Source organism: Methylomonas lenta, from assembly GCF_001644015.1.
In the GTDB taxonomy this organism is placed as follows: domain Bacteria; phylum Pseudomonadota; class Gammaproteobacteria; order Methylococcales; family Methylomonadaceae; genus Methylomonas; species Methylomonas lenta.
In genome coordinates this window covers 1-24,444 of the sequence record NZ_LUUI01000153.1, presented here as the reverse complement: position 1 = coordinate 24,444, position 24,444 = coordinate 1, and the positions used below count along the sequence as shown (strand labels likewise).

General features: G+C 47.8%; 26 protein-coding genes. 15 read left to right on the top strand and 11 right to left on the bottom strand.

Annotated features, from left to right (window positions below; all coding sequences use genetic code 11):
- Window positions 1–72 precede the first annotated feature (72 nt).
- The 7 genes from hisD to A1359_RS19260 are packed head-to-tail and all read right to left on the bottom strand — an operon-like array spanning window position 73 to window position 5,706.
- Window positions 73–1,374, bottom strand: a complete 1,302-nt coding sequence (hisD, locus tag A1359_RS19290; protein WP_066987275.1) for a histidinol dehydrogenase — start codon at window positions 1,372–1,374, stop codon at window positions 73–75.
- Window positions 1,371–2,006, bottom strand: a complete 636-nt coding sequence (gene hisG / locus A1359_RS19285) for an ATP phosphoribosyltransferase (protein WP_066987272.1) — start codon at window positions 2,004–2,006, stop codon at window positions 1,371–1,373. The genes hisD and hisG overlap by 4 nt, the downstream gene beginning before the upstream one ends.
- Before the next feature lie 15 nt (window positions 2,007–2,021).
- Window positions 2,022–3,287, bottom strand: coding sequence for a UDP-N-acetylglucosamine 1-carboxyvinyltransferase (gene murA, locus A1359_RS19280; protein ID WP_066987268.1), 1,266 nt, complete (start codon window positions 3,285–3,287; stop codon window positions 2,022–2,024).
- Window positions 3,280–3,627, bottom strand: coding sequence for an STAS domain-containing protein (locus tag A1359_RS19275; RefSeq protein WP_066987265.1), 348 nt, complete (start codon window positions 3,625–3,627; stop codon window positions 3,280–3,282). The genes murA and A1359_RS19275 overlap by 8 nt, the downstream gene beginning before the upstream one ends.
- On the bottom strand, window positions 3,627–4,091 hold the full coding sequence (gene mlaD / locus A1359_RS19270) for an outer membrane lipid asymmetry maintenance protein MlaD (RefSeq protein ID WP_066987262.1): 465 nt from the start codon (window positions 4,089–4,091) through the stop codon (window positions 3,627–3,629). The genes A1359_RS19275 and mlaD overlap by 1 nt, the downstream gene beginning before the upstream one ends.
- Window position 4,092: 1 nt before the next feature.
- On the bottom strand, window positions 4,093–4,875 hold the full coding sequence (gene mlaE, locus A1359_RS19265; protein ID WP_066987259.1) for a lipid asymmetry maintenance ABC transporter permease subunit MlaE: 783 nt from the start codon (window positions 4,873–4,875) through the stop codon (window positions 4,093–4,095).
- 12 nt (window positions 4,876–4,887) lie between these two features.
- Window positions 4,888–5,706 (bottom strand): ABC transporter ATP-binding protein, encoded by an 819-nt coding sequence (locus tag A1359_RS19260; RefSeq protein ID WP_066987256.1) that lies wholly within the window; start codon window positions 5,704–5,706, stop codon window positions 4,888–4,890.
- 135 nt (window positions 5,707–5,841) lie between these two features.
- Between A1359_RS19260 and A1359_RS19255 the strand changes: the two genes are divergently transcribed.
- The 14 genes from A1359_RS19255 to A1359_RS19190 all read left to right on the top strand — a co-directional run bounded on the left by A1359_RS19255 (window position 5,842) and on the right by A1359_RS19190 (window position 18,439).
- Window positions 5,842–6,822: a KpsF/GutQ family sugar-phosphate isomerase gene (locus A1359_RS19255; protein WP_066987253.1), complete on the top strand. Its 981-nt coding sequence runs from the start codon at window positions 5,842–5,844 to the stop codon at window positions 6,820–6,822.
- Between the two features lie 8 nt (window positions 6,823–6,830).
- Window positions 6,831–7,364, top strand: coding sequence for a 3-deoxy-manno-octulosonate-8-phosphatase KdsC (gene kdsC / locus A1359_RS19250; protein ID WP_066987250.1), 534 nt, complete (start codon window positions 6,831–6,833; stop codon window positions 7,362–7,364).
- Window positions 7,361–7,927 (top strand): LPS export ABC transporter periplasmic protein LptC, encoded by a 567-nt coding sequence (lptC, locus tag A1359_RS19245; RefSeq protein WP_066987247.1) that lies wholly within the window; start codon window positions 7,361–7,363, stop codon window positions 7,925–7,927. Before kdsC ends, lptC begins: the two co-directional genes overlap by 4 nt.
- Window positions 7,914–8,405: a lipopolysaccharide transport periplasmic protein LptA gene (gene lptA / locus A1359_RS19240; RefSeq protein WP_066987244.1), complete on the top strand. Its 492-nt coding sequence runs from the start codon at window positions 7,914–7,916 to the stop codon at window positions 8,403–8,405. Before lptC ends, lptA begins: the two co-directional genes overlap by 14 nt.
- Window positions 8,406–8,416: 11 nt before the next feature.
- A complete protein-coding gene (gene lptB, locus A1359_RS19235; RefSeq protein WP_066987241.1) occupies window positions 8,417–9,142 on the top strand; it encodes an LPS export ABC transporter ATP-binding protein in 726 nt (241 codons plus the stop codon).
- A 13-nt stretch (window positions 9,143–9,155) separates the two neighbouring features.
- Complete coding sequence (locus A1359_RS19230) at window positions 9,156–10,592, top strand: RNA polymerase factor sigma-54 (protein ID WP_066987239.1); 1,437 nt, start codon at window positions 9,156–9,158, stop codon at window positions 10,590–10,592.
- A 41-nt stretch (window positions 10,593–10,633) separates the two neighbouring features.
- Entirely contained in the window at window positions 10,634–10,924 is a 291-nt protein-coding gene (gene hpf, locus A1359_RS19225) for a ribosome hibernation-promoting factor, HPF/YfiA family (protein ID WP_066987236.1), read from the top strand.
- Between the two features lie 56 nt (window positions 10,925–10,980).
- Window positions 10,981–11,838: an RNase adapter RapZ gene (rapZ, locus tag A1359_RS19220; RefSeq protein ID WP_066987233.1), complete on the top strand. Its 858-nt coding sequence runs from the start codon at window positions 10,981–10,983 to the stop codon at window positions 11,836–11,838.
- Window positions 11,839–11,874: 36 nt separating this feature from the next.
- On the top strand, window positions 11,875–13,230 hold the full coding sequence (mgtE, locus tag A1359_RS19215; RefSeq protein WP_066987230.1) for a magnesium transporter: 1,356 nt from the start codon (window positions 11,875–11,877) through the stop codon (window positions 13,228–13,230).
- A gap of 74 nt (window positions 13,231–13,304) precedes the next feature.
- Window positions 13,305–14,045, top strand: coding sequence for a septum site-determining protein MinC (gene minC / locus A1359_RS19210; RefSeq protein WP_066987227.1), 741 nt, complete (start codon window positions 13,305–13,307; stop codon window positions 14,043–14,045).
- Between the two features lie 21 nt (window positions 14,046–14,066).
- The gene (minD, locus tag A1359_RS19205) at window positions 14,067–14,879 is read left to right on the top strand and encodes a septum site-determining protein MinD (RefSeq protein ID WP_066987224.1); all 813 of its coding nucleotides are present in this window, start codon (window positions 14,067–14,069) and stop codon (window positions 14,877–14,879) included.
- Complete coding sequence (gene minE, locus A1359_RS19200; protein WP_066987221.1) at window positions 14,879–15,133, top strand: cell division topological specificity factor MinE; 255 nt, start codon at window positions 14,879–14,881, stop codon at window positions 15,131–15,133. The genes minD and minE overlap by 1 nt, the downstream gene beginning before the upstream one ends.
- Before the next feature lie 75 nt (window positions 15,134–15,208).
- On the top strand, window positions 15,209–15,406 hold the full coding sequence (locus A1359_RS19195) for a winged helix-turn-helix domain-containing protein (RefSeq protein ID WP_066987218.1): 198 nt from the start codon (window positions 15,209–15,211) through the stop codon (window positions 15,404–15,406).
- A gap of 252 nt (window positions 15,407–15,658) precedes the next feature.
- A complete protein-coding gene (locus A1359_RS19190) occupies window positions 15,659–18,439 on the top strand; it encodes a glycosyltransferase (protein WP_066987215.1) in 2,781 nt (926 codons plus the stop codon).
- A 75-nt stretch (window positions 18,440–18,514) separates the two neighbouring features.
- On the opposite strand, the gene A1359_RS19185 is transcribed toward A1359_RS19190, so the two are convergent.
- Window positions 18,515–19,411 (bottom strand): phosphoribosylaminoimidazolesuccinocarboxamide synthase, encoded by an 897-nt coding sequence (locus A1359_RS19185; RefSeq protein WP_066987278.1) that lies wholly within the window; start codon window positions 19,409–19,411, stop codon window positions 18,515–18,517.
- A gap of 179 nt (window positions 19,412–19,590) precedes the next feature.
- On the opposite strand from A1359_RS19185, the gene A1359_RS19180 reads away from it, so the two are divergent.
- Window positions 19,591–20,931: a type VI secretion system contractile sheath domain-containing protein gene (locus A1359_RS19180; protein WP_066987213.1), complete on the top strand. Its 1,341-nt coding sequence runs from the start codon at window positions 19,591–19,593 to the stop codon at window positions 20,929–20,931.
- Between the two features lie 140 nt (window positions 20,932–21,071).
- Here the strand turns inward: A1359_RS19180 and A1359_RS19175 are convergent, their stop codons facing one another.
- Genes A1359_RS19175 through A1359_RS19165 form a run of 3 tightly spaced genes read right to left on the bottom strand, consistent with a single transcriptional unit; the run spans window position 21,072 to window position 24,293 of the window.
- On the bottom strand, window positions 21,072–22,085 hold the full coding sequence (locus A1359_RS19175) for a tyrosine-type recombinase/integrase (protein WP_066987210.1): 1,014 nt from the start codon (window positions 22,083–22,085) through the stop codon (window positions 21,072–21,074).
- Window positions 22,078–23,055 (bottom strand): tyrosine-type recombinase/integrase, encoded by a 978-nt coding sequence (locus A1359_RS19170; RefSeq protein ID WP_066987207.1) that lies wholly within the window; start codon window positions 23,053–23,055, stop codon window positions 22,078–22,080. Before A1359_RS19170 ends, A1359_RS19175 begins: the two co-directional genes overlap by 8 nt.
- Window positions 23,052–24,293: a site-specific integrase gene (locus tag A1359_RS19165; protein WP_066987204.1), complete on the bottom strand. Its 1,242-nt coding sequence runs from the start codon at window positions 24,291–24,293 to the stop codon at window positions 23,052–23,054. Before A1359_RS19165 ends, A1359_RS19170 begins: the two co-directional genes overlap by 4 nt.
- Window positions 24,294–24,444 lie beyond the last annotated feature (151 nt).

The window sequence follows — 24,444 nt, the reverse complement described above, 5'->3', positions numbered from 1 at the left end:
CTTAATGGCAGTGACGCAGCGCGTGGGAACGAGAACAAAAACCAGCGATCCAACCGAATCGCCAGTCGCCAACTAAATCCGATATTCCGCCGACCGCGCATGAGCGGTCAAGCTTTCCCCCCGCGCTAACACCGAAGCAATCTTACCAAGCTCCGAAGCACCGGCAGCGGAACAATTGATCAAACTGCTGCGTTTTTGAAAGTCGTACACGCCCAGTGGCGAGGAATAACGCGCGGTGCTGGAGGTCGGTAGCACGTGGTTGGGGCCGGCGCAGTAATCGCCTAAGGCTTCCGCCGTGTAACGGCCCATGAAGATGGCGCCGGCATTGCGGATTTGCGCGGCCAGGGCTTCCGGATCGGCGACCGATAATTCCAAATGCTCCGGCGCGATGCGGTTTGCGACTTCGGTGGCTTCCGACAAATTGTTCACTTTGATAAACGCGCCGCGCCCCGTCATTGATGCGCGAATGATGTCGGCCCGTTCCATGTCCGGTAGCAGTTTGTTGATGCTAGCTTCCACCTGATCCAAAAACTCGGCGTTGTCGCTGATTAAAATTGATTGGGCGTTTTCGTCGTGCTCGGCTTGCGAGAACAGGTCCATTGCGATCCAGTCCGGGTTGGTTTGGCCGTCGCAGATAATCAGAATTTCCGACGGGCCGGCGATCATGTCGATGCCGACCTGGCCGAAGACCAGTTTTTTCGCAGTGGCGACGTAAATATTGCCGGGGCCGACGATTTTATCTACTGCCGGTATGGTTTCGGTGCCATAAGCCAGCGCCGCTACGGCTTGGGCGCCGCCTATGGTAAATACCCGGTCCACGCCTGCGATATAAGCTGCCGCCAACACCATGGCATTGGTTTCGCCGTCCGGCGTGGGGACGACCATGATCAGTTCGCCGACGCCCGCGACTTTAGCCGGAATGGCGTTCATTAGTACCGAGGATGGATACGAGGCTTTGCCGCCTGGAACATACAAACCGGCTTTATCCAGTGGAGTGACTTTTTGCCCCAACACTGTGCCGTCGGCTTCGGTGAATTGCCAGGATTGCATTTTCTGATGTTCGGCATAGCTGCGCACGCGCTCTGCGGCGGTTTGTAAGGCTTGCGCTTGTGCTTCGGGCAGGCTGTCCCATGCTTGTTTCAGTGCGGCCGGGCTCAACTCCAGCTCGGCGGCGGCTTTGAAATCGGTGCGGTCGAAGCGGTTACTGTAGTCGATTAGCGCTTGGTCGCCGGATTTACGTACATTGGCGATGATCTCCAAAACCCGCTGATGGATGTCCAAATCGTCGCTGGCATCCCAAGCTAACCTTTGCTGCAGGTCACGCTCAAAATCAGGGTTGCTGTTGTCGAGACGGAGCATGTTGATCGCAGTCATATCGATTGCCGTTGTGCCAAGGTGTTTTCAAACTGGTCGATTAAAGCCTGAATGGCTTGGTGTTTCATTTTCATCGCGGCTTTGTTGACCACCAGGCGTGAGGTGATATTGGTGATCAGCTCGCGCGGTTCCAGGCCGTTGGCTTTCAGGGTATTGCCGGTATCCACCAAATCCACGATGCAATCCGCCAGGCCAACCAGTGGCGCCAGTTCCATCGAACCGTACAGTTTGATGATCTCGGCCTGTATGCCTAAGTCGGCGTAATAGCGTTGCGCGGTTTTGACGTATTTGGTGGCCACCCGTAAACGGCCTTTCACCGGCGGTGCATCGACCGGGCCGGCAGTCATCAGGCGACAACCGGCAATGCCAAGATCCAGAGGTTCATACAGGCTTTCGGCGCCGTGTTCGAGCAGTACATCCTTGCCGGCGATACCCATGTCGGCTGCACCGTATTCGACGAAGGTGGGTACGTCGGTGGCGCGGATGATCACTAGTTGTACATCCGGGCGGGTGGTTTGTAAGATGAGTTTGCGGCTTTTGTCTGGGTCATCAATCGGCGTAATGCCGGCTTGTTGCAAAAACGGCAGGGCTTCTTCGTAAATCCGGCCCTTGGATACGGCTATGGTCAGCATGATTTAAGTCGATAGTTAGTTAGGTACGCGGCGAATAATAGCGCCAAGTTGATTTAGTTTTTCTTCGATGTGGTCGTAACCGCGGTCGATATGATAAATACGATCGACCAGGGTGTCGCCATCGGCAGCCAGGGCAGCCAGTACCAGACTGGCGGAGGCTCTAAGGTCGGTCGCCATCACGGGCGCGCCCGTAAGTCTGTCTATGCCGGTGATGATGGCGGTGTTGGATTCCAGTTTGATCTGCGAGCCCATGCGCTGCATTTCCTGTATGTGCATGAAGCGATTTTCGAATACCGTCTCGGTAACCAAGCCCACGCCTTCGGCGACGGCATTCATCGCACAAAATTGTGCCTGCATGTCAGTCGGGAATGCAGGGTAAGGTGCCGTACGGACGCTAACCGCTTTCGGACGATTGCCATGCATGTTCAGCTCTATCCAGTTGTCGCCGGTGGTAATTTCGGCGCCGGCTTCTATCAGTTTGACTAAAACGGCATCCAGTGTTTTGGGGTCGGTATTTTTTAATTTGACCCGGCCACGACTGATGGCGCCGGCAACCAAGTAGGTACCGGTTTCGATGCGGTCCGGCAGAATATCGTAATGCAAGCCGGGCGTGCCCAGTTTTTCTACCCCTTCAACGGTCAGGATGTCGGTGCCTATGCCACTGATTTTGGCGCCCATTTTGTTGAGGAAATGGGCTAAATCCGATACTTCAGGCTCTTTAGCGGCATTTTCGATAATGGTGACGCCCTCTGTCAGCGTGGCTGCCATTAAAATATTTTCGGTGCCGGTTACGGTGATTTTGTCCAGCACCAGATGGCAGCCTTTCAAGCGTTTGGCTTTGGCGTGAATGTAGCCAGCCTCCACTTGAATGTCGGCACCCATTTTAATCAGGGAGTCGATATGAATGTCTACCGGCCGTGTGCCGATCGCGCAGCCACCGGGTAACGCGACATGAGCTTCGCCATAACGCGCCAGTAAGGGGCCAAGCACCAAAATGGAGGCACGCATGGTTTTTACCAGGTCGTATGGCGCTTCGTATTTGTCTATCGTGTTGGAGTCGACTTCGACGTTCATTTTTTCGTCGACCATCAGGCTCACACCCATTTGACCCAGGAGTTCCAGGGTGGTGGTGATGTCGTGCAAGTGTGGGACGTTGCCTATGCTAACCGGGCAGTCAGACAATAAAGTCGCAGCCAGAATCGGCAGGGCAGCATTTTTGGCGCCGGAAATGCGCAGTTCGCCGTTAAGCGGCCCGCCGCCGGTAATCAGTAATTTATCCATGGATATCGTTTACATTGTTAGGGGCGGTGCTCGATGCACTGCCGGAGTAATATTCAGTTTCGTCAAAACCGCTCAGTTTGGCGAGCGCTAAAAGTTGATCTGGGATGTTTTTGAATCTGAGTTGAGCGCGTATCAAACGGCTTTGTTTAATCCATTCGATCATTAAAGCCAAGCCTGCGCTGTCGGTGGTGCCGACCTTTGCTAAATCGATGCAAATAGTATCGATACCTTTCAGTGATTTAAAAGACTGTAGGGATTGTTGGTCGATACTGGCAAAGGTTAAGTTGCCTTCTACAGTGAAATATCCGGGTGATTGCTCTACCAAGGTCAATCTAGCCATTATTTGCCTTCTGCTTTATTCAGCATGAATTTTCCGATCATTTCTTCCAGCACAATTGCCGAGCTGGTGATGTCAATTTTGCTTTTATCCTGCAGATAGTCCTCAGAAGAGCCAGGGTCAATACTAATGTATTGTTCCCCCAGCAAACCCGCAGTATAAATGCTGGCGCCTGAATCGTCGGGCAGGTTGTTGTATTGAGCTTCAATACGCATTTCTACCACAGCTTCGTGCGATTCATTGTTTAAGGTGATTGAAGAGACCCGGCCAATTTTTACACCAGCGACCGACACCGGTGATTTGACCTTCAAGCCGCCAGAGTTTTGGAAGTTGGCGCTGATCGTGTAGCTGTCGCCACTGCTATAAGAACCGAGGTTGCTGATTTGTAGAGCCATGAAAAACAGGGCAGCAATGCCGATGGCGACAAAAAGTCCGACCATTGTGTCCTGCGTTTTTGAATGCTGCATGTTAAATGTCTCCAAACATGAGGGCGGTTAAAATAAAATCGAGTCCCAGAATCGAAAATGCCGAATTGACCACAGTGCGGGTGGTGGCTCGGCTGACGCCTTCGGAAGTGGGAATGGTGTCGTAGCCTTCGAACAGTGCAATCCAGGACACCACAAAACCAAACACTATGCTTTTGATGATGCCGTTGATAATGTCTTCATTGAAGTCGAGACCTGATTGCATTTGCGCCCAGAAGGCGCCGTCGTCAACGCCTAGCATACCTACGCCCACCAAGTGACCGCCGATGACGCCAACGGCGCTGAAGATGGCTGCCAATAACGGCATGGAAATGATGCCAGCCAAAAAACGCGGTGAAATAATGCGGTTAATCGGGTCTACTGCCATCATTTCCATGCCGGACAGCTGTTCTGTTGCTTTCATTAATCCAATTTCAGCGGTCAACGCAGAACCGGCGCGGCCGGCAAACAAGAGTGCAGATACCACTGGCCCCAGTTCTCTTACCAGGGAGGCTGCAACCATTAAGCCTAGCGATTCTTCAGCGCCAAAATCAGACAAAATATAAAAGCCCTGAAGGCCTAATACCATGCCGACGAACAGGCCGGAAATGGCGATAATTAAAAAAGACAACACGCCCACTGAATACATTTGTTTCATCAATAAGCTGGGTCGTGGCAAAACTTCGCCAATCCCGGTCAGTGTATGGATCAGGAAAAACGTTGCGCGGCCCAATTTAGCGAAGCTGTTGCGAGTGTCTTTCCCTAGATGTTCTAAAAATTCAAACATGATTGGTCCGGGTTATTTGGAAGTCAACAAGTCGTCGAGGTAGTCGATAGCTGGATAATGAAAATGCACCGGGCCATCGGCATCGCCGTGCATAAACTGTTGCACCCAGGCTGAGTCGGATTTTTCCAGCTCTTGCGGCGTACCTTGACCAACGATTTTACCGTCTGATAAAACATAAATGTAATCAGCGATGGCGGCTGTTTCATGCACATCGTGCGAAACGATAATGCTGGTTAGTTGCAAGGTGGTATTGAGTGATTTAATCAAGTGTACCAAGGCGCCCATGGAAATTGGGTCCTGACCGGTAAAGGGTTCGTCATACATGATCATCAGCGGATCCAGCGCAATGGCGCGGGCCAGGGCAACTCGTCTGGCCATGCCGCCGGATAATTCGCTCGGCATAAGATCGCGGGCGCCTCGTAAACCCACCGCATGTAATTTCATTAGCACCAGGCTGCGTATCATCGATTCCGGTAGATGAGTATGTTCGCGTAATGGAAACGCTACATTGTCAAAAACATTCATGTCGGTCAGCAAAGCGCCGCTTTGAAATAGCATGCCCATTCGTTTACGCAGGGTATAAAGATCTTTGGTTTTAAGACGGTGGACGTTATGACCATCCACGCGTATTTGACCTGCGTTCGGGTAAAGTTGGCCACCAATCAGTTTGAGCAGTGTGGTTTTTCCTGTGCCACTTGGGCCCATGATGGCTGTGACTTTGCCGCGTGGAATGGATAGGCTGATGTCATCGAAAATTTTCCTGCTACCTCGGGAAAAGGTCAGATTTTTAATGGTGACAATGTTGTTTTTTGAGCTGGTGCTATTGGGCATCTACCGAGAATACAAGAATTTTTTGATTTAAGTTTGCTATTTTGTATGAGGCATTGAGAATAAGTCAATGACTTGGGGTGAAAACGTGCTTAATAACATGCAATAATGATACCTTTTAATGCGGGTTAACGGCTAATGGGTTTGATACGTGATCAGGATATTCGTGCATTGGCGGTAGCGGTAATCAACACCGAAATGCAAGCAGTTGCCCAGTTGGCTGATCGTATTGATGACCAGTTTGTCATGGCCTGTCATTTATTGCTGGATTGCAAGGGCCGGGTTGTTGTTATTGGCATGGGTAAATCCGGGCATATTGCGGGTAAAATTGCCGCGACTCTGGCGAGTACCGGTACGCCGGCATTTTTTGTGCATCCAGCTGAGGCCAGTCATGGTGATCTGGGTATGATTACCCGCCAGGATGTGGTATTGGCTTTGTCCAACTCCGGTAATACCGAAGAAATATTGACAATTTTGCCTATTATTAAGCGGCTTGGGGTTCCCTTGATTGCTATGACCGGTAATTCTAAGTCGACATTGGCTAAACTATCCACCGCTCACATTGATGTGAAGGTCGAACAGGAAGCCTGCCCGTTGGGTTTGGCCCCGACTTCCAGTACCACGGCGGCATTGGTGATGGGGGATGCCTTGGCGATTTCTTTGTTACAAAAAAGAGGTTTTACCCGTGATGACTTTGCGTTATCTCACCCTGGCGGTAGTTTAGGTAGGCGTTTATTGCTACAGGTGAGTGACATCATGCACCAAGGTGCCGAGGTGCCGAGAGTGTTTGATTCCGTACCCGTCAGTGAAGCTTTATTGGAAATGACTGAAAAAAAATTAGGCATGACTGCCGTGGTTGATCACAACGGATATGTGATAGGAGTTTTTACTGATGGTGATTTGCGGCGCATGCTGGAAAAAAGTCTGGATGTGCATCTAACGCCGGTTGCGGACGTTATGACCCGACCCTGTACTGTCATTCAGGCTGATATCTTGGCAGCCGAAGCGATGCAGATTATGGAAACGAAAAAAATTAATGCCTTGTTGGTTGTGGATGAAAATAAAAATTTGCAAGGTGCATTGAATATGCATGATTTGCTGCGGGCCGGCATTGTTTAAGGAGCCTTATGTTGAATTTGACTCAGGTACAATTAGAAAAAGTTAAACAATTAAAATTGCTGATTCTGGATGTGGACGGGGTTTTAACCGATGGACGTTTGTTTTTTGATGATAATGGTAAGGAATATAAGTGTTTTCATGCGCGTGACGGACATGGCATCAAGCTGCTGCGACAATCCGGTGTGGAAGTAGCGGTTATTTCCGGTCGAAAATCAAATTCTGTGGCCATTAGAATGCAAACGCTGGGTGTTCAGCTGGTTTATCAAGGGCATGAGAATAAACGGGCGGCTTTTGCTGAAATCTTGCAACATCTAAATTTAAGCCCGAAGCAAGTCGCACATGTTGGTGATGATGTGCTGGATTTGCCTATCATGGTGCAAGCCGGGTTTGGGGTGGCGGTTGCCGATGCGCATTTTGCGGTTAAACAGCGTGCTGATTGGTGTACGCAGATTGCCGGAGGCCAAGGCGCTGTGCGCGAAGTGTGTGACCTGATCATGCAGGTACAGGGTACTTTTGATGCAATGTTGCAAACTTATTTATGAGTTTTTGGGATAAATATCAGTTTTATTTTTATGTAACGGCTGCAGCTTTATTTTCTTGGTGGTTACAGCAATTTTATGAACAGCGCAAAGCAGAACTAAAAGTGGCGGAAAATAGTCCTGACTTTTTTAGCTCGGGTTATTACAAAAAAGAAATGGATCAGAATGGCGTAGCGAAAAGTGAATTGTGGGCCGATAAAATGGAGCACTTCAAAACAGATGGTGCAACGCATTTGCAGCAGCCGGTGATGAGCTTGTATAACCCTGATACAGCACCCTGGGTGATTAAATCCGCTAGCGGCATCATGGCTGCCGATGGTGATAATCTACAATTAAATGGGCATGCTGTGATTAGTCGAGAAGCTTCTGCAAATTCATCTGCACTGAAAGTGACGACATCGGATTTGCGGGTTAAATTGTCAATTAATTATGCGGAAACATCTGCTTGGGCCGATCTGGTTAGTCCGCCCAATCAAACATCTGGAACCGGTATGGAAGTTACTTTTGCGAAGCCAATTCACTTGAAATTATTGTCCAAGGTTAAAGGGCGTTATGAAATTAAGTAATTTTATCGGTTGGGGTTTATTGTTTTGTGCACAGGCTGCATTTGCGCTGGAGTCTGATTCCGAACAGCCCGTTTATATCGAGTCTGATAGCGCCGTTTACGACGAAAATGCACAAGTCAGCACCTATACGGGTAATGTGACGGCTACACAAGGCAGCATCAAAATTGATGGTGACAAGCTGGTGGTGTATTTGAAAGACGGAGATATCATCAAATTGGTGTCCACCGGTAGGCCTTCCAAATTTGAACAATTACCGGGGGAAGGTAAGGATAAAATGTATGGCGAGGGTTTGATTAACGAATTTTATCCTGATAAAAATCTTTTAATTTTTATGAAGCAAGCTTCGGTTTGGCAAGGCGAGGCTAAGCAATCCAGTGAATATATCGAGTACGATACTAAAAACTCTTTGCTGAAAGCCGGCGAGAAAAGTTCCGATGGTATGCGAGTACATTCGGTTATTAAACCGAAGGCGAAATAGGCGTACTAAATATGGCGCGATTGATTGCTGAGCAACTTTACAAAAGCTATAACCGGCGTAATGTGGTTGATGGTGTGAGTTTACATGTCAACACAGGCGAAGTGGTGGGGCTATTAGGGCCTAATGGCGCCGGCAAAACCACCAGCTTTTACATGATGGTAGGGCTGATAAAGGCGGATGCGGGGGAAATTTATCTGGATGACCAGCGTATTACGCATCATCCCATGCATCGAAGGGCGCGATTGGGTATAGGATATTTGGCCCAGGAAGCATCGGTATTTCGCAAATTAAGCGTGGCCGATAATTTGCGGGCGGTATTACAGATACGGGCTGAGCTAACAGATGGACAGATCGAATTACTGATTGATGAGTTGCTCGGTGAGTTTGGTATCAGTCATTTACGAAATCAGCTGGCGCTGGGATTGTCGGGCGGTGAACGCCGACGGGTGGAAATTGCTCGGGCTTTGGCGTCTGATCCGCAATTTATTTTGCTGGATGAGCCTTTCGCTGGGGTTGATCCGATTTCGGTGCTGGATTTGCAAAAAATCATTGCACATTTGAAAGATCGGGGGATTGGTATATTGATCACCGAACATAAGGTCCGGGAAACACTGGAAATATGCGATCGCGCGTATATTCTCAATTCTGGACAAGTCATTGCGGAAGGGCGGTCGCAACAACTCGTCGATAATGAAGAAGTTCGCCGAGTGTATCTGGGCGACAAATTTAGTTTATAGAGTCGAATTCTTAATGAAGCAATCTTTACAGCTACGAATTGGTCAAAGTCTAACCATGACGCCGCAGTTGCAGCAGGCGATCAAGCTGTTGCAAATGTCGACACTGGATTTACAGCAGGAAATCCAGCAAGCACTGGAATCCAACATGATGTTGGAGGTTGAGGAAGATGAATTGCCGACCTTGGAATATCGGGAAAAAAAGGCCGATAACAATGACCAAGTCACCAGTGAAGGCTCGCAAACAGATATGCCGGACGAATTACCGGTCGATGTCAGCTGGGATGATGTTTACGAAAGTAGTTTGCCGGCTGGGGATAATTCCGGCGACAACACTGAATTTGAGAGTTTCCGTGGTAAAACTCAAACTTTACAGGATCATTTAATCTGGCAGCTTGAATTGACCCATGTCTCGGAACGCGATTACGCTATCGCCGTGGCTATCATTGATGCCATTAATGAGGATGGTTATGTCTCCAGTGACCTGAGTGATATCCACCAAGGTTTATTGGAGCAGCTGGAAGATTTGGAAATGGATGAAGTGCAGGCTGTGTTGCATATGATTCAGAATTTCGATCCGGTTGGCGTGGGAGCGTTGGATTTAGCGGATTGTTTACGTTTGCAATTGTTACAATTACCTGATCAGACGGCTTTTTTAGATGATGCAGTGGATTTTGTCTGTCGACATTTAGAGTTGTTAACCAGTTGCGATCAAGCGCGACTGATCAAGCGCGTCGGTTTTAGTGAAGAGCAGTTGACAGCCGTGTTAGCTTTGATCAGAAGTCTGGACCCTAAGCCAGGTGCGCGCTTACAGGAAATGGATGTGGAATATGTGGTGCCGGATGTGTTTGTCAGCAAAGTCAAAGACCAATGGCTGGTGACACTGAATCCTGATATCGCGCCCAAGTTACGCGTCAACCCGTTTTATTCAGGTATGATCAAGCGAGCTGACAATAGCCAAGATAATGTCAGCATGAAAAGTCATTTGCAAGAAGCGCGATGGTTTATCAAAAGCTTGCATAGTCGTAACGATACCTTGCTGCGAGTGGCTACCAGTATTGTTGAAAAGCAAGGCGAGTTTTTCGATCACGGACCGATTGCCATGAAAGCCATGGTATTGCGGGATATTGCCGAAGAGCTGAGTTTGCACGAGTCGACCATTTCCAGGGTTACCACGCAAAAATACATGCACACCCCACAGGGTGTAATCGAATTTAAATATTTCTTCTCCAGTCATGTTAGTACCGACGGAGGAGGCGAGTGTTCTGCTACGGCAATCAGAGCACTGATAAAAGAGTTGGTGGGTAATGAAAATCCAGCTAAGCCATTAAGCGATAGTAAAATATCAGACTTATTGAATGAGAAAGGAATCAACGTCGCGCGACGCACTATTGCGAAGTACCGCGAGGCGATGTCAATTCCTTCGACTAGCCAGCGGAAAAGGCACATATAATTTAATCGGGAAGCACATTTTTTATAAACAGGAGTATTTCCATGCAAGTCAGTATCACAGGTCATCACGTAGAAGTCACCGAGGCATTGAAAGCCCACGTAGAGGACAAATTCAGCAAATTGAAACGTCATTTCGATAATGTGGTGGATGTTCACGTTATTTTGACGGTTGAAAAGTTAGAGCAAAAAGCAGAGGCTACCGTGCAAATCAGTGGCGCTAAGCTCTATGCTGATGACACCCAGGCAGATATGTATGTAGCTATCGACAACATGATTGATAAGTTGGATAGACAGGTCGTCAAGTACAAAGAAAAATCACAAGAACGTCGTTAAACAGCAAGGCTTTTTAATTAGAGCGGAATTCAATTTCGCTCTAATTTAGGTATTTTATGAAATTGGTCATTATCAGCGGATTATCCGGCTCAGGAAAAAGTATTGCTCTGGATACATTGGAAGATTGCGGTTATTACTGCATCGACAATTTGCCGGTAGCGTTGCTACAGGACTTTATTGACCATGTCATGCTGGAAGATAGGGAAACGTATAAAAAAACCGCAATTGGTATTGATGCGCGCAATCAGACCGAGTATCTGGCGGATTTCCCTGAAAAGCTTAAATTTATTCGCAGCAAAGGGATTGAATGCGAAGTGGTGTATATGCAGGCTGAGGAAAATATCATCCTCAAACGCTACAGCGAAACTCGCCGCCGCCACCCATTGACAACTGCGAGTAGGCCTTTACGTGAGGCCTTGGAGATTGAACAGCAAGTTTTGCGGCCAGTGGCTGCACATGCCGATATTATTGTCGACACCAGTTTTACGCATTACCATCAGCTAAGGGATTTGTTAAAAAATCGCCTGGGTGAAAAGGGTAAGGGCAATTTATCGATATTGTTCCAGTCGTTCGGCTTTAAATACGGCATACCGCTGGATGCGGATTTTGTATTTGATGCCCGCAGTTTGCCTAATCCCTACTGGGCACCGGAATTGCGTGGTTTCAATGGCAAGGATCAAGCAGTAATCGATTTTTTAGAAAACGAAGTAATTGTTAAAGAGTTTTTGCAGGATATTGGTCAATTTATTGAACGATGGGCCCCTCGCTTTGAGTCAGATAACAGAAGTTATTTGACTATAGCCATAGGCTGTACAGGAGGACAACATCGCTCGGTTTTTTTAGTTGAGGCACTTAGCCAGTATTTTAAGAGCAAAATCCCGAATGTCATCGTCAGGCATCGTGAGTTGCGTTAGCACGACTAGGCCCGCCTAAAGTTTTATTAGCATACTATGTCATCATTACCAATAGAAAACAGCAAACAACTACTGGATAGAGTCAGCAAAATCCTGGATAAAGACTCTCAGATTGAAATCAGAAATCTGGTGCATTCGCTTTATCCAGCCGAAACAGCACATATTTTGGAATCCCTGGAGCCAGAGCAGCGCGCGAAAATTTGGGCGGTGATTCCTCCGAACGTGATGGGCGAGATTCTGGTCGAAGTTAATATCGAAGTCGGCAGCGGTTTGTTGAAGATTACCGATCGTAATGATTTGATTGCAGCCTGTGAAAATCTGGGTTCTGACAACATGGTCGATTTGTTACATGTGTTGCCGGAGCCATTGCTATCGCAAGTGATTGAAACTATCGGCACCCTGAATCGAAGCCGTTTTGAAAACACTCTCCGATACAGCGAGCACACCGCAGGCGGCTTAATGTCGCAGGATGTGTTGACGGTTCGCGCCGATGTAACCTTGGATGTGGTGACGCGTTACTTAAGGAAGCGAGGAAAAATTCCGGCAGGCACTGATAGCCTGATCGTTGTCGATCGCAATGAACAGTTTCTGGGCGTTTTACCCTTAAGTCAGTTTTTCTCCAGTGATCCGCATAAAAAAGTAGCTGATGTCATGGATGGTCAGAGTATAGGCGTCATCTATAGTATGCCCAGTCGAGATGTGGTGATGTTATTTGAACAGCGCAACTTGTTATCATTGCCCGTGGTGGCGGACGATGGCAAAGTGATAGGACGCATTACCATAGACGATGTAGTGGATGTGATTAGGGAGGAAGCGGATCACTCACTGATGGGAATGGCCGGTTTAACCGAAGAGCACGATATGTTTTCACCGGTTATGACCAGTGCCAAGCGCCGCGCGGTATGGTTAGGGATTAACTTAATGACCGCCTTTTTAGCAGCCTGGGTGATTGATTTATTTGAAGATACCATTCAGCAAATCGTGGCATTGGCAGTGTTGATGCCGATTGTTGCCAGCATGGGTGGTATCGCCGGTAGTCAAACACTGACATTGGTGATACGTGGTTTGGCCTTGCAACAGGTGTCTGCCGGAAACACCATGCGGTTGTTAGCCAAAGAAGTTTCGGTCGGTCTGGCAAATGGCGTCTTTTGGTCCATAGTAGTGACCTGCGTGGCCGGGATTTGGTTTCATGATCTGCATTTGGGCATGTTATTGGGTTCGGCAATGTTGATTAACTTGGTTTGTGCCGCGCTAGCTGGGGTGACTATTCCCGTTGCTTTGGATAAGCTGGGGATAGATCCGGCCTTGGCGGGCGGCGTGTTGCTGACAACGGTGACCGATGTTGTTGGATTCATGGCCTTTTTGGGATTGGCAACCCTGTTCTTGCTCTAAGTTCAAATATGCTTTTTCCGGCGGAAGATGTTAGTATTTCCAATCATAATTAGTTGATCCACTTTGAAAACTCTATGTCAATCAGTCCTCCTCCTTTGCAAAAAGTAGCTTTAGAGTTTAAAAGCACATCGCTGACAGTCCCTGTTTTATTGTTGGCTAGTACCGATTTAACGCATATACAACATCAGTTACAGGAAAAAGTAGCCCAAGCGCCGGAGTTTTTTAAGCACTCTCCATTACTGATTGATTTGAAAAAATTAAATGATCAGGAGTTGGATATTGAAGTGCCGGCGCTTGTTGCGTTGATTCGAGAGCTTGAGTTTTTACCTATAGGTATCCGCGGTGGTACTGAAAAACAAAACTATGCAGCACTGGCATTAAATTTACCCGTGCATTCCATGCATGGCACCAATGCGCCAATCAATAACAATCCAACTACAAAAACCTTGGCAGTGCCGGAAGTACACAATGAGCAACTGCCCGAGCAGTCGGTGGAAAATAAACTGATCACGCAGCCGGTGCGATCTGGGCAACGAGTTTACGCAAAAGGCGATTTAATCGTAACGGCTACCGTCAGTGCGGGCGCCGAAATCATGGCCGAAGGCAATATTCATGTCTATGGTACATTGCGTGGGCGAGCATTGGCGGGGGTTTTAGGTGATACTGAAAGCCGGATTTTTTGTTCCGATCTACAAGCCGAATTAATTTCTATTGCCGGGATTTATCAGCTCAGTGATGATTTAGATGCGGAAATTGCACATAAGCCGGTGCAAGTCAGCCTGGAAAACCAGACACTCATTATTAAAGATATTTAAGCTTCTTTCGGAGGAATAACATTGGCCAGAATTATTGTCGTAACGTCAGGAAAAGGTGGTGTGGGTAAGACCACAACCAGTGCGGCTATCGCAATGGGCCTGGCAAAAAGAGGCCATAAAACCGCAGTTATCGATTTTGATGTGGGTTTGCGCAACCTGGATTTGATCATGGGTTGTGAGCGGCGGGTAGTTTACGATTTGGTCAACGTCATCAATAACGAAGCGACGCTGAACCAGGCATTAATCAAAGATAAGCGTTGCGATCAGCTCTATATTTTGCCGGCTTCACAAACACGTGACAAAGATGCATTGTCCACGGAAGGTGTCGGCAAAATTCTGGAAGGGTTATCCAAGGATTTTAAATACATTGTTTGTGATTCACCCGCTGGTATCGAGCGAGGCGCTACGCTAGCCATGTATTTTGCCGATGATGCCTTTGTGGTGACTAATCCTGAAGTCTCCTCTGTGCGCGATTCGGATCGTATGCTGGGTATTTTATCGAGCAAGTCGCGCCGTGCCGAAAAAGGTGAAGAGCCGATTAAAGAATATTTATTGCTGTCACGTTACTCCCCAGACCGGGTCAAACTGGGAGAAATGTTAAGTGTCGAGGATGTGCAGGAAATTTTATCGTTGCATTTATTGGGTGTTATTCCTGAGTCAAAATCGGTGTTGAACGCCTCTAACTCAGGCACACCAGTGATTCTGGATGAGCAAAGCGATGCAGGTCAGGCTTATGCTGATATCGTTGCCCGCTATCTTGGGGAAGACAAACCGCATCGTTTTATTGAGGAAGAGAAGAAAGGCTTGTTTGGCAAGCTATTCGGAGGTAAGTGATGAGTCTCTTGGATTATTTCAGATCATCGAAGCCCAATACGGCCTCTTTAGCCAAAGAGCGATTACAAATTCTGGTTGCCCATGAGCGAGCGTCTCGTAACCAGCCTTCGTATTTGCCGCAATTACAACAGGAATTGCTAGCAGTGATTCGCAAATATATCAACGTTGGTCAGGATGCTATTACTGTTAATTTTGAGCAGGACGGCAATCAGGAAACGCTGGAGTTGAACATTGTGCTGCCGGATGAAAAGTAATTCTTCAGTTACAATGTATCCGTAAATAGCGGAGTCGAGCAGGCTAATTTTTTTATTGAAATGTGAGGTGTTAAAATGAGCGATGTAATAGGTGAAGCAGCGGGTAAGATCTGGCATTTTCTGAAAGAAAATGGTGATGCCAGTGTCACTAAAGTCACAACCGAAACCGGGTTGGGTAAAAATGAAGTTCAGCGTGCGATTGGCTGGTTGTTAAAGGAAGACAAGTTAAATATCGAAATCGTCGGTCGTGCAGAAACTTTGTCCTTGAAATAACGTTATTCTTTAATAATCCCGCTTAATCCAGACCTAAATACAGCGGTGCCAAGTAGGGGCTAAGTCCCTGGTTGCATATCATGTTTAGGTTTGGTTTTGCGGGTTTTTTATGGCTGTCGATTATGAACGGCTGGGTAATAATCTTACAACGATTTACCATAAAGCTAGTGTAGCTTTGCCAGCAAAGTTAAGTAGCGAATTGCTAGTATTCTGTAATACCACCTCTTCCTGATTTGGAGTGTTTTGCTCGAAATGAAAGCCAAAATTGCAACATTATTTACCCTCATTTTCCTAGTGGTTGTCAACGTAGCCATCTGGACCTATGTCAACGATCCTTTGAATATGCCCTCTTGGAGTAGCACCATGATGGGGGTGACCTATAACGGGTTGCGCAAGGATTTTGATCCTAATAAGAAAAATTATCCAACTCGAGAACAAATCCAACAGGACATAGAATTACTATCAGATAAAGTTCATTCGATTAGAACTTATACCTCATTAGAAGGCATGGAAGTAGTGCCGGAATTGGCTGCAAAAAATAAGATTAACGTGGCCATGGGCGCTTGGATAGATTTAGTTGACGATAATGCCACTGAAGAAGAAAAGCAGAAGATTGAAGACAAAAATCGCAGCGAGATAGAAAGCCTCATCAATCTGACTAACCAGTATCCGAAAGCTATTTTACGGACTTTGGTCGGCAACGAGGCCTTGCTGAGATATCGTTCCAAAATAAGTGGCCCGACCGCCGATCAAGTGAGGCAACAGTTCAAAGGCCAGATCAGTGATCAGGAACTAAATGACAAGATCGAGACTGAAATAAAGTCAAAAGTAGCTGAAAAAGCTAATCAGTTGATCAATTACATTAGAGAAGTTAAAAAACGCACCTGGAAGCCCGTTAGTACCTCTGAAACTTGGGATATTTGGGCGGCCAATCCAGCGCTGGTAAATGAAGTTGATTATATAGGCGTGCATATTTTGCCTTACTGGGAAGCCGTGCCGGTTGATTTGGCGTTCGGCGCTAAAGGCGATTCCGCAGTAGAGTACGTTTTTAAACGTTATTACGAAGTGCAAGAGCTGTATCCAAGCAAGCCGGTTATCATTACCGAAGCGGGTTGGCCTTCCGATGGACCGCCACAAAAGTCCGCAAAGGCATCTTTGGTCGATGAAGCCAAATTTTTGCGGGCTTTTCTCAATCGAGCCAAAGCAGAGAACATTGTTTACTATGTGATTGAAGCCTTCGATCAGCCGTGGAAGATCAAGCTAGAAGGTACCGCTGGCGCCTACTGGGGCTTGTTCAATGCCGATCGACTACCTAAGTTTCCTATGGAAGGTGGAGTGGTGGCTAATCCGATGTGGCGTAACTTTGCTACCGGTGCCGCAATACTCAGTGTTATTTTGATGACGGCATTTTTATTTACCCGTAAAAGCTTGAAATTACCGGGTAAATTGTTATTTGGTGTCGTGGCTAACTTGGCAGCCTCCGTGCTGTTTTGGTCGGCTTCTATCGCGGCTTCTCAGTATCAAACCGGTTTTTCCGTGGTGTTCTGGAGCATTTTGTTAATGATGCAGGCCATGGCAATTTTAGTGTTGCTGACCGAAAGTCTGGAGTTGGCTGAAGTGTTGTGGCATCGTAAGGGGCGTCGAACCTTTGCGCCATTGTCACCTAATGCCGACTTTAAGTATCCCAAAGTCTCCATTCATTTACCGATTCATAACGAACCGCCGGAAATGGTGCGGAAAACCCTGAATGCACTGGCAAAAGTGGATTATCCGAATTATGAAGTCTTAGTAATGGATAACAACACTAAAGACCCGGCAGTCTGGCAACCAGTACAGGCGGATTGTGATCGTTTGGGGGCAAAATTTCGGTTTTTCCATTTAGATAATTGGCCCGGTTTCAAGGCCGGTGCTATCAATTATGCACTCACCAACACTGCCGAAGACGCCGAAATTATTGCCGTCATCGATAGCGATTACATTTTATCCCCGGATTGGCTGAAGTCTATGGTGCCGTACTTCGACCAGGAAAATGTCGGTTTTGTGCAATCGCCGCAAGATTATCGCGATGCGAATCAAGGGGCATTCAAAGATATGTGCTACTGGGAATATGCGGGTTTTTTCAACATCGGCATGGTACAGCGCAATGAGTTTAACGCCATTATTCAGCATGGCACCATGACCATGGTGCGTAAGTCAGCCTTTGATAAGGTAGGCGCCTGGGGTGAGTGGTGTATTTGCGAGGACAGTGAGTTAGGTTTGCGTTTGTATGAGGCAGGTTATGACTCGGTATATTGCAAAGACTCCTTCGGCAAAGGCTTGATGCCGGATACCTTCTCGGGCTATATGACGCAACGTTTTCGTTGGGTATACGGTGCGATGCAAATCATCAAAAAACATTGGCGGCACTTTTTGCCCAACAAAAAGTCAGCACTCACGTCTGCTCAACGATATTACTTTGTGGCAGGCTGGTTGCCTTGGTTTTCGGATGCCTTGGCGTTGCTATTTACCATCGCCAGTTTGATTTTGACCACTATGTTGATCCTTAATCCGTTGCATAGTGAGTTGCCCATTAAAGCCTTCTTGTTGCCGACTATAGGCTTGTTTTTGTTTAAAGTCTTGCGAGGCCTTTGGCTTTACAAGGCTAGGGTCGCTTGCTCTACCTTTCATGCCCTTGGCGCAGCCCTTGCCGGTTTGTCACTGACGCATACCGTGGCTCTGGGTACCTTGCAAGGCTTGTTTACATCGGGCAAGCCGTTTATGCGCACCCCTAAATATGAAGAGCAAGGCCCCTTGATTGCAGGCTTATTGGTGATCTGGCAGGAGCTGTTACTGATGAGCTTGTTGATTGCCGGCATCGTTGCCATGCGGATGGAACCGCAGTTCGACAATGACAGTGGTCGTCTTTGGATAGCTGTTTTGGCAGTACAGGCGGTGCCCTATATTGCAACTTTCCTGACCATTATAATCAGTGTGGCGCCTAATTATTTACCCGGAAAAAAATTAGCCGCTGAAGAATTAGATGCAGATGATTGATTTTTAAAAAGCTTAAAGCCTGAAAAAGCCCGCATTGATGACAATTCAATGCGGGCTTTTTTGTGAAGGTATTACTTAGTTGCCGGTCAATTTTTCCTGCGCTTCTCGGTACTTATCCGCGCATTTTTGCGAAACTTCAGCCGGTAACTTAGGGCCGGGCGCAGCTTTATTCCAGTCCAGGGTTTCCAGGTAATCACGTAGATATTGCTTATCGAAACTCGGTGGGCTGATGCCGATCTGATACTGCTCAACAGGCCAGAAGCGGGAGGAATCGGGGGTCAGCGCTTCGTCTATCAAATATAATTTGCCGTTATCATCCAGGCCAAATTCAAATTTAGTGTCGGCGATGATAATGCCGCGCTGGCGGGCGTATTCTGCTGCCGTCATGTAGAGCTTGATGCTGACGTCACGAACTTGCTCGGCAATATCTTGACCCATCAAAGCTACAGTGTCCGCAAAGTTAATATTTTCATCATGCTTGCCCATTTCGGCTTTACTTGATGGCGTATAGATCGGTTCCGGCAGTTGCTGGGCTTGTTGCAAACCTTTAGGTAATTCAATGCCGCACACAGCGCCACTGGCTAAATAATCTTTCCAGCCCGAACCGATCAAATAGCCTCGGACGATGGCTTCCACCGGTAAGGGCTTCAAGCGTTTGACGATAATTGCTCTACCTGCCACTTGTTGACGTAAAGCAGCATCAGGAATGACTTGTTCCAGAGTAAGTTCGTCGCTCAGGTGATTGGGGATGATGTCCTGCATTTTTTCAAACCAGAAGTTGGAAACCTGAGTTAAAACCTGGCCTTTGCCAGGAATCGGGTCTGGCATGATGACATCAAACGCCGACATTCGATCGGTGGTGACAATTAATAAATGACTGTCATCAATCTCGTACATGTCGCGGACTTTGCCGCGGCCGAGCAATTTAAGATGCGGAAGCGACGATTCGTAAAGTGCGGCAGGAGCATTCATGGGGCGTGAAAACCGGTAATTAAAAGAGCAACAGATTTTATCATCAAACAGCAGTGATACTGTTATCGTATGGCTAGCCATGCTGCGAATGTGCATGGCCCTATCATTAGGGCGTTCATTGGATTAGCTCGCTCTGGTGCTGTCTTTTAGGCCGAATTGAGCAAATGCAGGGAGAAACCATGTCTGGCAGAATTGATTTTTCGATGGGCTTTAACTCATCCACCGTAACAAATAAACGGAATCTCGATAGCCGCTACCGGATTTATATCTTGGGTGGCTTTTCTGGGTGTAGTGATGTTTGTTGGGAGCAACGCAAAATTCACAGCATTAATAGCGACAGCTTCGATCAGGTAATGTCTAAAATCATGCCGACTGCCAACATCGATTCCTGCATGCAGCTTCAATTTGGATCTTTGGATGATTTTCATCCGGATGTCTGGCTGGATAAAGTCAAGATTATTGTCGATTTACAAGTTTTGAAAAGGCAGTTGAGCAACCCGGTAACCGCTGCCCAGGCCGCCGCAAAAATACAGGCATTGTTGCCTGCGGCATCAGCGAGCCCGCCTGACGAGACATCGCATACTACCGAGGAAAGTCAGGATGAAATGTTTGAGCGATTGTTGGGTAAAAAATCTGAGCAGCCCGGCCAAACAGAGAATACGGTTGATCAATTAATCCAGCATATGGTCGCGCCTTTCGTTAGCAAGAGCGCCGAGCCGCAGTTTCAAAATTTGATTGAAATCATTGATCAAACTCTGACTCAGTGTGCGCGAGTCATTTTGCATCACTCTAATTTTCAGCGTCTGGAAGCACTCTGGTTGGCTACCCAGGCTCTGCTAAATGAAGAGTCTGCCGATGAACAGCAGTTTTTTCTAGTGGATATGTCGCAGACCGAATTAGCTGAGCAATTTGAAAATGACAGTCAGAAATTAATCCAGACATTGTTACAACATATCCAGGCTAGTGACGAAGAACCGGATGTATTGCTGGTAGCAGACTGTAGCTTTTCTGATACTGCTCAGGATCGTCAATTGCTGGCTTACTGCAACGATCTAGCCATCGCATGCGGTGGCTATTTCTTGGCCGCCGCCGACCAAGTGTTGGCTGACGAATCCAATATGCAATATTTAGCAGACATTGGCGCAGATAGAATCATGCTGGCTTACCCACGCTTTTTATGTCGTTTGCCTTATGGCAAAAAACTAGATCCAATTGAAAAGTTTGCTTTTGAAGAGTGCGAAAATATTCCACAACCTGAAGAATTATTATGGGGTTGCCCGGCCTTTATCATCGCCCGCAGTCTGATTAGAACTTCGCAACCAAGCAGTTCGCCGGATGCGCTATTTTTTAGCGATATTCCGGTGTTTAGTTTTGCTAAGGATGGCGAACAAATACTACAACCGGGGACAGAATCGGTTTTAACTGAGTCTCAAGCCAATGCCCTGTTCGCGGCTGGGATTATGCCGTTGATAGGTTATCGCCAAATGCGCGGTATTCGTGTGGTAGGTTTACCAGACTGACATAATAGAAAAGAGCAGATTTGAACTGACAATGCCTGCAATCGACCCCTATGTATAGTGCCCAACTATGTGTAGGTACAATTTATTTTGCCCTATAACCCGCGCGCTGCCTGACTTTACTGGCAGCACGCTTTACATAGTTATAGCGCCTGAAGAAACTGCATCAATTTATCATCAGGATGGTAGCGGCAATTTGTTATTTCTGGTGCCTGTAGTCTCGCCAGAGCCTTGCTCTTCATTGCCAAGTCGGCCTCAACATACCGATGGGTAGTCGTCGTGCTCTCATGTCCCAGCCATAATGCAATCACGTTAAAAGCCACGCCAGACTGCAGCAGATGCATGGCCGTGGTATGACGAATGATATGTGGTGATATCTTTCGTTTGGAGAGACTGCTGATAGTCTGGGCTGCACGGGTGACTGCAATATTGAGTCGCTGGGTAACATTGCATCGTGTCATCGCATTGCCATCACGGTTGGGTAATAACGCGGCATCAGCACCTAATACTGGATTTCGTTTCAACCAAGCTCGGATTTCCTGGATCGTGCTTTTCCATAAAGGTGTCGAGCGTTGCTTCCGGCCCTTACCACGCAAGTGGACACAAGCCGATTCGCCCATGACGACATCGCCGACCTTGACGCCAATGATTTCGGAAACACGCGCACCGGTGTTATAAAGCAGAGTCAGTAATAGATGGTCCCGCTGGGATGTCCAGGTTTCGCCGGGCTGACCCAAGATCGCCAACATTTCTTCACGACTCAAGAAGCCCAGCATGGGGCGTTCGAACCGTTTCATGGGGATACCTAGCGCCTGTTCAATGACAAAAAAAGACGACACATCACGTCGGGCGGCGAATTTCAAAAATGCGCGCAATGCTGTTAGCCTCAAGTTCCGGCTACGCACCGCATTGTGGCGTTGTTGTTCCAAATGATCCAAGAAGGCCAGGATCAAATCCGGCGTAATATCGGCCAGATTCAGTGCTGTCGGCATTTTCCCCAGGCGATGCTGCGCGAAATCCAGGAATAGCAACATAGCGTCCCGGTACGACGCAATCGTACGTGGACTCATGGCACGTTGATTGACCAGATATTCGGTAAAAAACTGCTGAACCAAAGCAGAGAAGGATAGCGGGTGGGGTGCTGTTATTTCAGTCATGGCCCATCTCCGGTAGCTGGGCAAAGGTTTCAAAGCTGTGTGCTGCTACTGCCATGAGCTCAGGGATGCCCGTGAGATACCAATAGGTATTAGTGATCATGGCATGTCCGACATAGGTGGACAAAGCTAACATCTGTCGATCGACATCCATACCTTCAGCTTGCCATAGCAGTACACGGCGGACGACAAAAGTATGCCGCAAGTCGTGAATACGCGGGCCATTGTGAGCACCACGATTGATCCAACCCAATTGGTTGCGTAATCCGATGAATACCCGCCGAACCTGTCGAGAGTCCAACCGATGCCCCAGAAGTCGCCCCCGGGTACTGATGAAAAACGTCGTATCCTCTGTTACATGAATATTGGCGTTTCTTAGTACCCGATACTGTTTTAGCGCCTTTATAGTAGTCGGATGCAGCGGTACATAGCGTGATTTGGCAAACTTGGTTTTGCGGATGGACAGCAATCCCAATTTGAGATCGACATCCGAATCCAGCAGATGTAAAGCTTCAGAAATCCGCAAGCCAGTGGACGCCATTAAACCAAACAGTGTCTCGTAGGTGGCGCCTCGTAAGCCTGGAATAAAGGAATCCAGGTTATGCGCGGCGACCAGTAAATCAATGATCTCCTGCTCACTATAAATATGCGGGGCCAATCGCTGACCGACTCGGCCAAATATGCTGTCGTCGGGCACCTCGGTACGCGGTTCAAATTGTTGGAGATAACGGCAAAAGGAACGCAGCTTCTTCAGCCGCCTTGCCCACGTGGCAGGATCATCGCTATGTCCCAGGTCTTGTCGAGCCCAATCAGCCATCATCTCGACAGTCAGCGGTTCTTGGCTATTCAGCGCATCTATGTAGCGCGCAAAACTGAGTACGGTATAGCCTGGGCTACGTAAACCAAAACCCAGTTGCCTTCTTTCGTTCAGGTAATTTTTGGCATGGCTTTCCATCGTGATGATTGCATTCATGACACACTCCCAGGCCAAGGCAAGGCCACCGTAGCCAGGTTTTTACTATCGAGTTTGGCGTAAACCAGTGTGGTATTCAGCGAGCGATGACGTAAAACATCCGCCACTTCTTTGAGGGAACTACCGCCTTCCAGGAGTCTACTGGCCATGGTATGCCGCAAAAGATGCGAGCGCGTGTAAGGCAAACCCGCACGCGCATAAGCCTGGCGGATCGATTTCCGGATAAGATCAGGGCCAACGGGCTGATCGCGTGGCGCCACGTTACGCACAAACACCGCGCGGTTGCTGGTAGGTGGTCGTTCATACATCAGGTAATCGGCAATCGCTTGACCGGTGGCCGCTGGCAAGGGCATGACAGCTTCACGTCGCCCCTTGGTGCCTCGTAACGTGATCGTCGCCGCCGACCAATCAATGTCATCCAGACCAAGATAAGCTACCTCGCTGCTGCGCAAACCTAGATCCAATGCGCAATGAACGATGGCGGCTGTTCGGAGCGCCGCCGGTCCATCATGCACAAGTGCGCCTAGCAAGCGTTCGACCTCACTCTTGGTCAATGTCTTTGGGAGTGAAGCTTGTTGCCAGTTGGCCGGAAAACAGGTGACGCCTATCAAATGATGAACTGAATCGCCCAACGTGACACGATACCGAAAATAGCTGCGTAACGCCGAAACCGGTGCGCTGATACTGGAAGGCACTGCACATCGTGCACTTTGGCTGGCTATAAACTGACGAATCTGATCGGGTTTGATAGTGGCAATCATCACTGCTTGGTCGGCAAACTGCGCCAAAAGCAGGCAACGAACGATAGAAAGATAGTGTTTACGTGTTTTGGCAGCGAGTCCACGGACGTGGTTCATGTGATCATCGAATCGTCTCAGTTCCTTATCTACCGGCGTTTGGCCTATCGATGGGTCAGCGATGATGGCACTAGCTCTCAGGAGTACCAGTAAATGTCCCAGTGCCGCATGTAAATCTTTGGCATCAGAGAATGCCGGTTTTTCGCAGCAACAGCTTGGCAGATGGTCATCCAGAAAATGCTGGATTATCCCTTCGTCGATGGTTTTGACATCAATAGAGCTCTTGGTGAGCCAGTGCGCAAAATGCGTCAGCCCGGCAAGGTAATTATTAATGGTGTTGGATGCATAGCGGCAATCAAACAAGTGCAGCATAAATGCATCAACGAAGGGTGCCAATTGGCTTTCAAACAGCCAACTGCTTGTATGGTGATCAGCTTTCATTAGAATCTCCAGAGGTGGGTGAGCTTCCACTTCGAGAGACCGGTAAAACTATGTCAAGCTAATTGGCAGAGACATGGTTGAATATCAATAACAGCGTGCTTTACAAACGATAGTCATTTGGATCTATACATAGCGGAAAATTTCAAGCTAG

Bases quoted from the DNA above. Each gene is read 5' to 3' on its own strand.
- hisD (WP_066987275.1), bottom strand. From the start codon at position 1,374: ATGACTGCGATCAACATGCTCCGTCTCGACAACAGCAACCCTGATTTT.
- hisG (WP_066987272.1), bottom strand. From the start codon at position 2,006: ATGCTGACCATAGCCGTATCCAAGGGCCGGATTTACGAAGAAGCCCTG.
- murA (WP_066987268.1), bottom strand. From the start codon at position 3,287: ATGGATAAATTACTGATTACCGGCGGCGGGCCGCTTAACGGCGAACTG.
- A1359_RS19275 (WP_066987265.1), bottom strand. From the start codon at position 3,627: ATGGCTAGATTGACCTTGGTAGAGCAATCACCCGGATATTTCACTGTA.
- mlaD (WP_066987262.1), bottom strand. From the start codon at position 4,091: ATGCAGCATTCAAAAACGCAGGACACAATGGTCGGACTTTTTGTCGCC.
- mlaE (WP_066987259.1), bottom strand. From the start codon at position 4,875: ATGTTTGAATTTTTAGAACATCTAGGGAAAGACACTCGCAACAGCTTC.
- A1359_RS19260 (WP_066987256.1), bottom strand. From the start codon at position 5,706: ATGCCCAATAGCACCAGCTCAAAAAACAACATTGTCACCATTAAAAAT.
- A1359_RS19255 (WP_066987253.1), top strand. From the start codon at position 5,842: ATGGGTTTGATACGTGATCAGGATATTCGTGCATTGGCGGTAGCGGTA.
- kdsC (WP_066987250.1), top strand. From the start codon at position 6,831: ATGTTGAATTTGACTCAGGTACAATTAGAAAAAGTTAAACAATTAAAA.
- lptC (WP_066987247.1), top strand. From the start codon at position 7,361: ATGAGTTTTTGGGATAAATATCAGTTTTATTTTTATGTAACGGCTGCA.
- lptA (WP_066987244.1), top strand. From the start codon at position 7,914: ATGAAATTAAGTAATTTTATCGGTTGGGGTTTATTGTTTTGTGCACAG.
- lptB (WP_066987241.1), top strand. From the start codon at position 8,417: ATGGCGCGATTGATTGCTGAGCAACTTTACAAAAGCTATAACCGGCGT.
- A1359_RS19230 (WP_066987239.1), top strand. From the start codon at position 9,156: ATGAAGCAATCTTTACAGCTACGAATTGGTCAAAGTCTAACCATGACG.
- hpf (WP_066987236.1), top strand. From the start codon at position 10,634: ATGCAAGTCAGTATCACAGGTCATCACGTAGAAGTCACCGAGGCATTG.
- rapZ (WP_066987233.1), top strand. From the start codon at position 10,981: ATGAAATTGGTCATTATCAGCGGATTATCCGGCTCAGGAAAAAGTATT.
- mgtE (WP_066987230.1), top strand. From the start codon at position 11,875: ATGTCATCATTACCAATAGAAAACAGCAAACAACTACTGGATAGAGTC.
- minC (WP_066987227.1), top strand. From the start codon at position 13,305: ATGTCAATCAGTCCTCCTCCTTTGCAAAAAGTAGCTTTAGAGTTTAAA.
- minE (WP_066987221.1), top strand. From the start codon at position 14,879: ATGAGTCTCTTGGATTATTTCAGATCATCGAAGCCCAATACGGCCTCT.
- A1359_RS19195 (WP_066987218.1), top strand. From the start codon at position 15,209: ATGAGCGATGTAATAGGTGAAGCAGCGGGTAAGATCTGGCATTTTCTG.
- A1359_RS19190 (WP_066987215.1), top strand. From the start codon at position 15,659: ATGAAAGCCAAAATTGCAACATTATTTACCCTCATTTTCCTAGTGGTT.
- A1359_RS19185 (WP_066987278.1), bottom strand. From the start codon at position 19,411: ATGAATGCTCCTGCCGCACTTTACGAATCGTCGCTTCCGCATCTTAAA.
- A1359_RS19180 (WP_066987213.1), top strand. From the start codon at position 19,591: ATGTCTGGCAGAATTGATTTTTCGATGGGCTTTAACTCATCCACCGTA.
- A1359_RS19175 (WP_066987210.1), bottom strand. From the start codon at position 22,085: ATGACTGAAATAACAGCACCCCACCCGCTATCCTTCTCTGCTTTGGTT.
- A1359_RS19170 (WP_066987207.1), bottom strand. From the start codon at position 23,055: ATGAATGCAATCATCACGATGGAAAGCCATGCCAAAAATTACCTGAAC.
- A1359_RS19165 (WP_066987204.1), bottom strand. From the start codon at position 24,293: ATGAAAGCTGATCACCATACAAGCAGTTGGCTGTTTGAAAGCCAATTG.